Here is a 12,460-nt window from a genome sequence, read left to right as displayed (position 1 = left end):
GGCTCACCATTCTAGTTCTGCATGGCCTCCTGCTGGGCCTGGATCACGGTGGTCTTGGCCAGCGCCCGCTCCTGGGTGCGGGCCAGGGCCTCTTCGCTGAAGATGCGGAAGCCGAGATCCGGGCGGTAGCCATGGATCTCGTGCACGTCGAGGGCTGACATGAACTGGAGGATCTCCATGCTGATGACCTGGCCGGGCACCAGGATTGGGAAACCGGGCGGGTAGGGGATCACGAACAAAGCCGAGACGAGTTCGCGTCCCGCCTGGATCGCCCGGGAGGCCTCCATCATGTTCACATACTCGCAATTGCTGTCGTCATAGGACAGGAAGAAGGCGCTGCGGATGTCGCCATTGCGGGTCTGCGTGTTGCTGGCGAGATTGTCGCCGCGGAAAGCCCGGTGGAAGCTGGAGAAATCCGGCAAGGGCGGATGTTCGAGCGTCAAGGATCGCACCTTCTTGGCGTGGATGCGCCGCTCGATACTGCTCATGTCCGCGGCGCTGCGGTCGAGATCGCGCGCGATCTTGACCAGTACCTCGATCAGATAGGCCACCGCCGAGCGCGTCGAGCCGATATTGGTCATGAACAGGACCGTGTTGCGCGAGGTCTTGTTGATCTGGATGCCGTATTTGTCCATCAACTCCTTGTTCTTGAAGGTGTCGCCGTCGAGGCCGGTGGCGCCGATCGCCAGTGTCGCCCGGGTCGGATCGAGCGCGAACTCGTCGGTGCGCCAGGCCAGCTCGAAATTGTTCCAGCCCGTCTCCTCGTTGAAATAGCTCTCGACGCCGGATTCCCGGTGCTGCAGCGGCACGAGGTCGCCGACCGCCAGGAAGCGAAAATAGCGTTTGAGCAGGGGATGCGCCTGCACCTGGTCGCGCAGGTTCATCGCCAGTTCGAGCTGGCGCTGCACCAGTTCATAGCCCTCGAGCTCCACCTGCCGCCGGCCGACATCGAGCGAGGCGAGGATCTGGTAGTTCGGCGAAGTCGAGGTATGGGTCATATAGGCTTCGTGGAAGGCCTCCTCCGCCTTGTCCCGGAAATCCTGGTCCCAGACATGGATCATCGAGCCCTGGCGCAAGGCCGTCAGGGTCTTGTGGGTCGAGTGGGTGGCGTAGGTACGTATGCGCACCTTGTCGGGATCGGGGATCAGCTGCCGTTCGAGCAACGCCTCCTCGTCATCCCAATTGACGCTGGCGGCGAACTCCTCGTAGCGCTTGGCATAGGCCTGACCCTTGAACATCTCGGTAAGGCGCGCCGCCGTGGCCATGGCGGTGCGCGGGCGATAGACCGGATGGCAGCGCGCGAAGGCAAACCAGGCCTCGTCCCACAAGAAGACCAGATCCGGCTTGATCGCCAGGCATTCCAGCATCACGCGTTCGACATCGTAGACGATGCCGTCGAAGGTGCAGTTGGTCAAAAGCACCATGCGCACCCGGTCCAGCGTACCGGCGCGCTTGAAGCTCAGCAGCGTTTCCTTGATGTGGCGGATCGGCACGGCGCCATACATCGAATATTGGTCGAGCGGGTAGGAGTCGAGATAGGCGACCTGTGCCCCCGCCAGCACCAGGCCGTAATGGTGCGATTTGTGGCAGTTGCGATCGACCAGAACGATATCGTCGGGCCGCACCAGGGCTTGCACCACGATCTTGTTGCAAGTCGAGGTGCCGTTGGTGGCGAAATAGGTACGGCGGGCGCCGAAGGCCCGCGCGGCATGTTCCTGGGCAATCTTGAGGGGACCGACCGGATCGAGCAGGGAATCGAGGCCACCCGAGGTCGCCGACGTCTCGGCCATGAACAGGTTCATGCCGTAGAATTGCAAGAGGTCCCCGATCCAGCTCGAATTGAGGATCGCCTTGCCACGGGCAAGGGGCAAGGCGTGGAACACGCCGGTCGGCTGCTTGGCATAATCCCGCAGCGCGTCAAAGAAGGGGGTGTGGTAGCGCTCTCCGACTCCCTGCATGATGGCGCCATAGAGTTCGACATGGTCCTCTTCGCCGAAGAAGATGCGCTTGAACACTTCGCCGGCGGTCGCCGCGATATCCTCCACCTTCATGTCCGTGACCAGATAGAGGTCGAGCTCCGGACGCAATCGAGCGATCTGGCGGCCAAGCAAGGGGCCCCGCTCGAATTCGGGTATGGTTTCGATGCCGTCCTGAACACCGTCGAGGAAGCGGCGCAGCATATCGTCGCTGTAGATCGAACGGAAAGGAAAGCCGTGGCGGATCACCACCGCCTGCAGGTTGAAGTTCACCAGCGTGGCGATCAGGGCGTCTTCGAAACTGGGCACGATGACGATGTCGAAGATGAACTCATCCTCGGCATGGCGCTTGCGCTGAACGCGCCGGCGTAGCGCCGCCTCTTCGCTGGCCGACATTTCGTCGACGATAAGCACTTCGAAATAGGGGCGCGACAACTGTGCCTGACGTTCGCTTTCGGTCTCGATCTGCGAGGGCAGTTCGCCATCACCTTCGAGCGAGCTTGCCTCATGCCGATAGGTCCGGGCTACCAGCACGCGATGGATGCGGCGTGCCGTTTGATGCGCACGCGCCAACTCGCCCCGTTCAATCCAGTTGCACAGATCGGCGAAGACCCGGCCCCCCGGAAAGGCCCAATAGCTTTCGATCGGGGAGAGGGCGGCAATCAGCTCGCTGATATGGGTCAGGCGGGACTGGCGTTCGGGATGGTCGGGGGGAGGGCTACCAGTCGGCTCAAATCGTCGACGAGGCCGATCCAGCTTTCAGAGCGCATTTCCCAGACGCTGCGATGACGGCTTAGCGCGTTCTTGCTTTTGTCGAACGAGGCCCCGGCATTCATATGTTCCTCCAACGCATTATCGTTATACTTTGTGATTTCTTCCGCGAGAGGTGGTAGCGGACATCGTAGGTTGGTTTTTGAGAGATATGCTTTGGACTTCGCCCAAGCACATCCCTTCATCAACCGCCGCGCCCGTCACGCATCGTCGAAGATACTGATCGGCTCAATTTCGATTCTGACGGCCAATCCTCCCCGGATCTCTTGATACTGGCAGGTAGCTTACAGTCACCGGGATGTCGCACAAGCGGATTTCAGTGCGGAGCCGAGCTATTTCGCCAGAGATGATGGGTTATTCATTCATCTTCCGCACAGGCAGGTACCATAGGACGGCGGGATAAAGGCCGGCACCCGACCATGCGGTAAAAGGAAGGAAAACGGGTATCTCCATGCCAGCGACGATTGCCCGAACTGCCGGCAGAACTCTCTTCGGAGAGAATGCGCGCGCCTATGCTGCGTTCAGGCCTAACTATCCCGATCGCATCTTTGAGATCCTCGAGACCCGTTGCAGGGTGGGTGAGGGCAAGACCGTGTTCGAGATTGGGCCAGGAACCGGTCTGGCGACCGTTCCATTGCTCGCCATGGGCTGCCGAGTGACGGCTGTCGAGCCGGATGCGAGGCTGGCAGCGTTTCTCGTCGATAGCCAGAACGCGCATGCAGACAGGCTGAACGTGCAGACTGTTACGTTCGAAGAGGCTATTATGCCGGCCGCCTCCTTCGATCTTGGCATTGCCGCAACCTCCCTCCACTGGATCGAGCCCGGCCAGGCCCTGGCTAAAGCATTCCACCTTCTGCGTCCCGGCGGGCATTGGGCGATGTGGTGGAACATCTTCGGAGACCCGGATGAAGCCGACGCGTTCCATCAATGCACGCACGCGCTGTTCGAGCGATTGCAGAAAAGTCCCTCGCATGGCGACGGGCCGAAAGGGCATTTCGGCCTCGACAGGAAGCACCGTATTGCCGAGCTCGAACAAGCGGGTTTTGAGTCCATCATTGCCGAGGAGGTGCGCTGGCGGCCTGTTTTGAACAAGCAGCAAATCCTTGGGCTGACAGCCACGTTTTCTCCCGTCGCCCGACTGCCGAAAATTGAACGCCAGGCGTTCCTCGACCGCATCGGAGCCATTGTCGACGAGGAGTTCGGGGGCAGGGTTATGCGGCATTTCATGACGGCCATCTACACCGCGAGGCGACCTTGAAAGGCGCTTCACCTGTTGCCGTATGATCGTTGCGGCGGGCCGCCTATCCGGAGTCTTGACAGATTGCTGCAGGAGTTCCTCGATGAATATACTCGTTCCTTTTTCAGCCGTATTGTTCGATGCTTACGGCACATTGCTCGACCTTGGCTTCATCACAAGGAAGGCAGAACAGGCCTTTCCTGGCCGCGGCGCCGAGCTCTCCGCGCTCTGGCGGGACAAGCAACTCAACTACACATGGCTGCGCACGATCAGCGGAAACTATGCGGATTTCGCGACGGTGACGGCTGATGCATTGGACTATTCCATCGAGCGGCTTGGCCTGACCGCGCCCCGGCAAAAGCGGGACGACCTGCTGGCCGCCTACTGGTCCTTGCCGAGCTTTCCGGAAGTACCTGCCGCGCTGCTGGATCTTCGGAACAAAGGGGTGCGGCTCGGCATCCTCTCGAACGGCACGCCAGCCATGCTGGAGGCTGCATTGCAATCATCTGGGCTCGCCGGCCTCTTCGACGATGTCCTCAGTGTCGACGCCGCCGGCTGCTACAAGACCGCAAGGGCGGCCTATCAGCTGGGGCCGGACCGGCTCGGCATGCCGCCCGGGCGCATTCTGTTCGTCTCGTCGAATAGCTGGGATATCAGCGGCGCAACCTGGTTCGGCTATCACACCTACTGGGTGAACCGCGGCAAGCATCCTCCTGAAAGGTTGGGCACTTCTCCTCACGCCAGCGGTGAGACCCTGAAGGATCTCGCCACCCTGTTCGCCTAACCGGAGCTTGGCGCCTGCACGGTCGCTTGCCCCGGCCGCTGCGGCTTGACACTCCAGCGGCGGTGAAGGCGCGACAGCATGAGATAGATCACCGGCGTGGTGTAGAGCGTGAGGATCTGGCTCACAATCAAGCCTCCCACGATGGTGACGCCGAGCGGGCGCCGCAATTCCGTGCCGGGGCCGGTCGCCAGGATCAGGGGCAGCGCTCCCAAGATAGCGGCGAGCGTGGTCATCAGGATCGGCCGGAACCGCACCAGGCATGCCTCGAAGATGGCCTCACTGGAGCTCAGATTGCGCTCACGCTCGGCTTCCAAGGCGAAATCCACCAGCATGATGCCATTCTTCTTGACGATACCGATCAGCAGGATGATGCCGATGAAGGCGACGATCGTCAGTTCCATATTGGCGAAATGGAGGGCGAGCAGGCCGCCCAGTCCCGCCGAAGGCAGGGTCGAGAGAATCGTGAGCGGGTGCGCCAGGCTTTCATAGAGAACACCGAGCACGATGTAGACGGCCAGCAAGGCCGCCAGGATCAGCAGAGGCTGGCTAGAACCGGATTGAGCCGCCTGCTTGGCGTCGCCGGCAAATTCCCCCCTGATATCGGCGGGAAGGTGCATGCCGGCTACCGCGGCCTCGATGGCATCCGAGGCGTCCTGGATCTTGGTGCCCGGCGCGAGATTGTAGGAGAGGGTAATGGCGGGATATTGCCCCTGATGATTGACCTGCTGTGGCGCGAGCCCTCGTTCCACATAAGCAACCGCCGAGAGCGGCACCAGGCCCGACCTGCCGGGCACGTAGAGGCCTGTCATGTCGCTGGGATCGCGGCTCTGCTCAGGGGATGCGGCGAGCACCACGCGATATTGATTGCGCTGGGTGTAGATCGTGGAGATCTGCCGTTGCGAAAAAGCATTGTTGAGGGCGCTATCGATCGACGTAATGGCCACCCCGAGACGCGCGGCCGCCTCGCGATCGATGACAAGTTTGGCCTGCAAGCCGTTGCGCTGCCTGTCAGAATTGACATCGGTCAATCCCGGCACGGTCTTCAGCCTCTCCATCACCTTCGGCGCCCATTCGACCAGGAGGTCGGAGTCGCCAGACCATAGCGTATACTGGTATTGCGACTGGGACTGGCGCCCGCCCGCGGAAACGTCCTGCGGCGAGAACATGAACACGTTGAGCCCGGCAACCGTACGCACGCTCTTGCGCAATTGCGCGATGACATCCTCGGTGGGAGGACGCTGGTCCGGGGGAAGCAAGGAAATGCTGAGCTGACCGGAATTGGTGCCGCCGAAAGGGCTTGAGCCGATGGAGGAACCGACCCCGGTGACATAGGGGTTGCGTTGAATGATCGCCGCGACCTGACGTTGCCAGACCACCACGGCGTCGTAGGATGCATCCGAAGAAGCTTGAGAAAAACCTTGAATGAAGCCGCCATCATCCTGAGGCACCAGCGATTTCGGCAAGGCATAGTAGAGCCAGCCGGTGCCGAAAACCGTGGCGAAGATAACCAGCAGCGTCAGGAAGCCGTGATTGAGCACGCCGCGCAGGCTGGCACCATAGAGGCTCACGACCCGCCGCAGAGTTCCCTCGACCAGGCGATCGAATAGCCTTTGTCGCATACCAACACTCTCATGGCCACGATGGGCCAGGATCATCGGTGTCAGGGTGAGGGAGATCACGGTCGAGGCGATCACCGCAAAAGCCAGCGTCATCGCGAATTCGAACAGGAACTTGCCGGTAATCCCTCCAGCAAAGAGCAAGGGGATGAAGACGGCCAGGAGCGACAGGCTGATCGACACCACGGTGAAGCCGATCTGCCGGGCGCCTTCAATCGCGGCCTGCAGGGGCGGCAGGCCGGCCTCACGCTTGGCATGCACGTTTTCGACCATGACGATGGCGTCGTCGACGACGAAACCGACCGAGACGACCAGCGCCATCAGGGAGAGATTGTCGATGGAAAAATCGGCGAGCCACATCGCCCCGAAGGTGGCGGCCAGCGAAAGCGGCACGGTGACACCGGCCGCCAGGACCGGCGTCGAGCGGCGAAGAAATACGAAGACGACCAGCACGACCAGGATGACGGACGCCATCAACGTCCATTGCATGTCGTCGACGCTGGCGCGGATCGTGGTGGTGCGGTCGGTAAGGATGTCGATGTCGATTCCGGCCGGAATGCGCGCCTTCAGAACTGGCAATAATGCCTTGATGGCATTGACGGTTTCGATGACGTTGCCATTGGCTTCCTTGGTGATGTTGAGAAGGATGGCCGGCTTGCCGTTATAGCTCGCGCTGGAATTGAGGTTGCGAACGCCGCGCTCCACGGTGGCGATATCGCCCAGGCGTACCGCGGTGCCATTGCCCGAACGGATGATGATGGATGCATAATCCTCCGGCGCCGACATCTGGCCGCCGGTGTCGAGCGCCATGACGATGTCGGGGCCGTCCAGGGAGCCGAGCGGACTGATGGCGTTGGCCGCCACGATCGCCTGGCGCACCGCTTCCATCGACAGGCCCATGGCCGCAATGCGATCGGGATTGAGCGTGACCCGGATGGCCGGCTGATCCGCGCCGCTGACGGCGACTTCGCCGACACCCTCGACCTGCGAAATACGCTGCACGATCACGCTGTCGGCGGCATCGAACATGTCGCTGGCGCCAACCGTATCGGAGGTCATCGCCAGGATCAGGATCGGACGGGCATTCGGGTTGAACTTGCGGAAGGAGGGCGCGGTGGACAGATCCGACGGCAGGTCGGATGCCGCGGCATTGATGGCGGCCTGCACGTCCTGTGCCGCGCTGTCGACGTCGCGGGCGATGTCGAACTGGATGATGATGAGGGTCGAGCCCAGGGACGAGCGCGACGTGATCTCGGTCACGCCGGCAATCGACCCGAGCTTGCGTTCAAGCGGCGCCGCGACGCTGGCAGCCATGGTCGACGGATCGGCGCCGGGACGGCTGGCTGTTACCACGATGGTCGGCAGATCGATGGCGGGCAGGCTAGAGACCGGCAATTGCCGATAGGCGGCGAGCCCCACCAGCAACAGCCCCATCGCCAGGAGGATGGTGCCGATCGGCCTGCGGATGAAGGGCTCCGAGATGTTCATGCCTGCGGTATCGCCTGCGGCTTGCGGGCAAAGCGCTCGCGCAGCCGCTCGAAGCCGAGATAGATCACGGGGGTGGTGTAGAGCGTCAGCAACTGGCTCAGCAGCAGGCCGCCGATGATGGTGATGCCGAGCGGTATCCGCAGTTCCGATCCCATGCCGTGGCCGAGCGCCAGCGGCAGGGCGCCGAACAGTGCCGCCAGCGTGGTCATCATGATAGGCCGGAAGCGCAGGGCCGAAGCGGTGACGATGGCTTCATGCGGATCCATGCCTCGTTCGCGCTGCGCCTCGATGGCAAAGTCGATCATCATGATGGCGTTCTTCTTGACGATACCCATCAAGAGCACGATGCCGATCAGCGCGATGAGGGACAGTTCATGGCCGGTATATTCGAGCGCAAGCAAGGCGCCGACGCCAGCCGATGGCAAGGTCGAGAGGATCGTCACCGGATGGATGGCGCTCTCATAGAGCACGCCCAGCACGATATAGATGGTGATCACGGCCGCCAGGATCAGCCAGGGCTGGTTGGCGAGGGAGGAAGAAAACTCCGCCGCATCGCCGGTGAAACGGGTGGAGATCGACGCCGGCATGCCGATCGCGGCCTGCGCCTGGCGGATCGCGGCAACGGCATCGCTGAGCGAGGCTCCGTGGGCGACATCGAAACTGATGGTTGCCGAGGGGAATTGATCGTCGTGCTCGACCACCAGCGGCGCCGTCTCGTGACGGATGCTGGTGAAGGCGCTCAGGGGCACCTGATTGTCGGCGGCGCCCGATGCGGTCGGTATGTTGGTCGCCGTACCGCTGGCGCCGACTGTCCCCGCCGTGGGATTGGTGGTGGTGGCAAGCCCGGAGGTGCTGGCTGAGCTGGGAACATAGATCCGGCTGAGCACGCTCGGTCCCACCTGATCGTCGAGCGCCGCCTCCAGGATGACGCGATATTGGTTGGCCTGGGCATAGATGGTAGCGACCTGGCGTTGGCCGAAAGCATTGTTCAGGGCGTTGGAGATGTCCTGCATGGACACACCGAGGCGGGATGCGGTGTCGCGGTCGACATCCACGAAGAGCCTGGCACCGCCATTCTGCACTTCCGAGGTGACGTCGCGCATCACGCCGGAGCGTTCGAGTTCGGCGGCCAACTGGTCGGCCCAGCGGTCGACGTCGTTCGCATCGGTGCCGGTCAGCGTATATTGGTAGGGCGCGCGGCCGGCTCGCGCGGTGATGCGGATGTCCTGCACGCTCTGATAGGTCACGCGCAGGCCCGGCAGCCGGTTGGTCTCGGCCTGCAGGCGCTGAATGATATCGGTGGCGCCTGCCTTGCGCTCGTTGCGCGGCTTGAGCACCAGAGAGAGCGAGCCGGTATTGGAGGTGAGATTGCTCCCCGAGACGCCGATGCTGGCCACGGCGGAGAGGATATCGGGGTCCTTGCGGGCAATGTCGGCAATGGTGGCCTGCGCCTTCTTCATGGCATCGAAGGAGGCCGTCGGCTCGGCCTGGATCACTGCCGTGATCAGCCCGGTATCCTGCTGGGGCAGGAAGCCCTTGGGCATGGCGATGTAAAGCCAGACCGTGGTCGCCAGCGTGCCAAGCGTGAGGAGCAACATCAAAAAGCCGTGGCGCAAGGTCCATACCAGGCTGGCCCGATAACCGCGGATGACGGCATCGAAGCCGCGATCGACCCAGTCCAGCAGCCCTTTGCGCTCACTATGGCCTGATTTGAGCAGGCGCGCGCACATCATTGGCGTCAGTGTCAGCGAGATCACGGCCGAAACGACCACGGCGATGGTCAGGGTCAGGGCGAATTCGCGGAACATGCGTCCGACGATGCCGGTCATGAACAGGAGCGGAATGAACACCGCGATCAGCGATACCGTCAGCGAAATGATGGTGAAGCCGATTTCCTTGGCACCCTTGAGCGCGGCATCGAACGGATTCTCGCCATCCTCGATATGGCGCACGATGTTCTCGATCATCACGATGGCGTCGTCGACCACGAAGCCGGCGCCGATGGTGAGTGCCATCAGCGAGAGATTGTCGAGGCTGAAGCCGCAGAACCACATGACGCCAAAAGCCGCGATCAACGAGAGCGGCAGGGCGACGCCTGCGATGATGGTCGCGCGCAAGGTTCTGAGGAAGACGAAGACGACGAGAATCACCAGGCCGACGCTGAGAGCCAGGGTCATCTCCACTTCGTCGATCGAGGCCTTGATGGTTTGCGTGCGATCGTTGACGACTTCGAGCGAGATGTCGGCCGGCAGGCTGCGGCGGAGCTCCGGCAATGCCGCCAGCACGCTGTTGACCGTGGCGATCACATTGGCGCCCGGCTGGCGCATGATGTCGATCACCACGGCCGGCTGGCCGTTGTAATAGGCACCCACCCGTGCGTTTTCCAGGCCCTCGACCACATCGGCGATGTCCTTGAGTCGCACGGGAGCGCTGTTGCGGTAGGCGATCACCACGTCGGCGAAAGCATCGGCCGCGCTGATCTGGTCATTGGCCGCGATCGTGTAGGACTGGGCCGCGCCGTTGAGGGAGCCCTTGGCGCCGGCAACCGTGGAGGTGGTGATGGCGAGCCTTATATCCTCCAGGCCCAGACCATAAGCCGCGGCCCGGGCAAGATTGACCTGCACCCTTAGGGCCGGGCGCACGCCACCTTGCACGTCGACATGGCCGACGCCGCTGACCTCGGCGAAGCGCTGAGCCAGCAGGGTATCGGCCATGTCGGACAGGTTTCGGATGGTCTGCGTCTTCGAACGCAGCGCCAGGGTCAGGATCGGCGTGTCGGCCGGGTTCACCTTGGCATAGCTCGGCGGGTAGGGCAGGCCTGAGGGCAAGGTGGAAGCTGAGGCGTTGATGGCCGCCTGCACGTCCTGAGCGGCACCGTCGATGTCGCGATCCAGATTGAACTGCAGCGTGATCTGGCTGATGCCGAAAGCCGACGACGAAACCATGGTCGCAATCGACGGGATCTGGCCGAGATTGCGCTCCAGGGGGGCCGTCACCAGTTTCGCCATGGTTTCCGGTTCGGCCCCCGGCAACTGGGTGGTGATCTGGATGGTCGGGAAATCGACCTGGGGCAGGGGGGCGATCGGCAAGGCAAAATAGCCGAGCAGACCGCCCAGCAGCACGGCGATGCCGAGCAGTGAGGTGGCGATCGGCCGGAGAATGAAGGGGGCGGAGACCCCGTTCATGGCGCTGGTGCTGGCGCAGGCGTAGCGCCGCCACCCTGTTGGCGACGATGCCCTTTGCGTTGAGGCTGGCCGTCTCCTCCCTCCGCCTTGCCGCCGCTCTCGGGCTGCGCGGCGGGCGCCGGCGCCTCCAGGCCCTCCTCGTCGTCTTCGGCCGGAACGGCCCCCGACTTGGAAACCTCGACCTTGGCACCGTCGCTCAGCCTTGCAAAGCCAGTGGTGATGATCTTCTCGCCGTTTTTCAGGCCACTATCGACGACAACCTGCTCATCGCCTTGCTGGCTGACGGTGACCGGGCGCATCTTGGCGGTACCGTCATCACCAAGCACATAGACGAAAGTGCCGTTGGGCCCGCGCTGGATCGCCGCAGTGGGCGCAACGACGACACCTGCCAGTGTCCTCACCTTGAGCTTGGCATTCACGAAGGCCCCGGGCCACAGACCCAGCGAGGCGTTGGGAAAGATCGCCTTGAGCTGAATCGTGCCGGTGCTGGCATCCACCTCGTTGTTGATGACTTCGAGCTTGCCGGTATCGATCACGATTTTGTTGTCGCCGCGAACGGCCTCGACCTGCAACGGTTCCTTGCCACCGGCCGGCGCGATCTCGGCCAAGGCCTGTTGCGGCACCGAGAACAGGACCGCGATGGGCTTGATCTGCGTCAGCGTGACGAGGCCCGTGCTGCTGGAAGCCTGGACGACATTGCCCACATCCACGTTGCGGATGCCGGCGCGTCCGTCGATCGGCGCCGTAATGATGGTGTAGGCCAGGGTCGCCTGTGCGCTGGCGATGGCCGCATCGTCCGATTTGAGTTGGGCCTCGTATTGCGCCACGGTGGAGCGCTGCGTATCGGCCGTCTGCCGGGTTACTGAATTGCTGGCGACCAGGCCCATATAGCGCTGAAGGTCGCGCTTGGCATTGTCGAGCAGGGCCTGATCCTGGGCTTTCTTGGCAATGGCCTGGTCCAGCGTGGCCTTGTAGGTCGAATCGTCGATACGGGCGATCACGTCGCCCTTCTTGACGTCCTGGCCCTCCCGAAACGGCATTTCGACGATCTGCCCGCCCACCTGCGGGGTGATCGTCACGGTATTGTACGCCTTCACGGTACCGACACCGTAGAGATAAACAGGCACGTCGGCTGTCTTGGCTTCAGCGATCAGCACGGGCAGGGGGCCGCTATCGAAACTGCCGCGGCGGCCGCGCCGGCCGCCGCCCGCCCTTGCTGGCGCGGGCTTGCTCTGGTCGGCTGTCTCGGCCGGCGGCAGATAGGCCTGCAACCATGGCGGAGCTGAGGCGCGCCAGCGATCACGCGTCAGATAGGCCGCCCCGGCTCCTGCAGCCAGCAGAACGGCCAATGTCACGAGGCTGCGCGAAAGTCTGGGCATTTCAACTCACTCGAATCGGGAACG

The 12,460-nt window shown here is 62.7% G+C and carries 7 protein-coding genes; 2 read left to right on the top strand and 5 right to left on the bottom strand.

Annotated features, from left to right (window positions below; translation table 11 throughout):
* Nucleotides 1–11: 11 nt before the first annotated feature.
* Both ACR9ZN_RS10810 and ACR9ZN_RS10805 read right to left on the bottom strand, forming a co-directional pair.
* Complete coding sequence (locus ACR9ZN_RS10810) at nt 12–2,549, bottom strand: aminotransferase class I/II-fold pyridoxal phosphate-dependent enzyme (RefSeq protein ID WP_481272205.1); 2,538 nt, start codon at nt 2,547–2,549, stop codon at nt 12–14.
* 107 nt (nt 2,550–2,656) lie between these two features.
* Entirely contained in the window at nt 2,657–2,812 is a 156-nt protein-coding gene (locus ACR9ZN_RS10805) for a hypothetical protein (protein WP_481272204.1), read from the bottom strand.
* A 386-nt stretch (nt 2,813–3,198) separates the two neighbouring features.
* Here ACR9ZN_RS10805 and ACR9ZN_RS10800 point away from each other — a divergent pair, with 386 nt between their 5' ends.
* Both ACR9ZN_RS10800 and ACR9ZN_RS10795 read left to right on the top strand, forming a co-directional pair.
* On the top strand, nt 3,199–4,005 hold the full coding sequence (locus tag ACR9ZN_RS10800; RefSeq protein WP_481272203.1) for a class I SAM-dependent methyltransferase: 807 nt from the start codon (nt 3,199–3,201) through the stop codon (nt 4,003–4,005).
* Nucleotides 4,006–4,117: 112 nt separating this feature from the next.
* Nucleotides 4,118–4,768, top strand: a complete 651-nt coding sequence (locus ACR9ZN_RS10795; protein ID WP_481272202.1) for a haloacid dehalogenase type II — start codon at nt 4,118–4,120, stop codon at nt 4,766–4,768.
* On the opposite strand, the gene ACR9ZN_RS10790 is transcribed toward ACR9ZN_RS10795, so the two are convergent.
* Genes ACR9ZN_RS10790 through ACR9ZN_RS10780 form a run of 3 tightly spaced genes read right to left on the bottom strand, consistent with a single transcriptional unit; the run spans nt 4,765 to nt 12,436 of the window.
* Entirely contained in the window at nt 4,765–7,872 is a 3,108-nt protein-coding gene (locus ACR9ZN_RS10790; RefSeq protein WP_481272201.1) for an efflux RND transporter permease subunit, read from the bottom strand. The two genes, ACR9ZN_RS10795 and ACR9ZN_RS10790, sit on opposite strands and share 4 nt — an antisense overlap.
* Nucleotides 7,869–11,057: an efflux RND transporter permease subunit gene (locus ACR9ZN_RS10785; protein ID WP_441771741.1), complete on the bottom strand. Its 3,189-nt coding sequence runs from the start codon at nt 11,055–11,057 to the stop codon at nt 7,869–7,871. The genes ACR9ZN_RS10790 and ACR9ZN_RS10785 overlap by 4 nt, the downstream gene beginning before the upstream one ends.
* Complete coding sequence (locus ACR9ZN_RS10780) at nt 11,054–12,436, bottom strand: efflux RND transporter periplasmic adaptor subunit (protein WP_481272200.1); 1,383 nt, start codon at nt 12,434–12,436, stop codon at nt 11,054–11,056. Before ACR9ZN_RS10780 ends, ACR9ZN_RS10785 begins: the two co-directional genes overlap by 4 nt.
* Between the last annotated feature and the right edge of the window lie 24 nt (nt 12,437–12,460).

Source organism: Labrys sp. HAY1-8F, from assembly GCF_056754975.1.
This window is presented reverse-complemented; position numbering and strand designations above follow the sequence as displayed.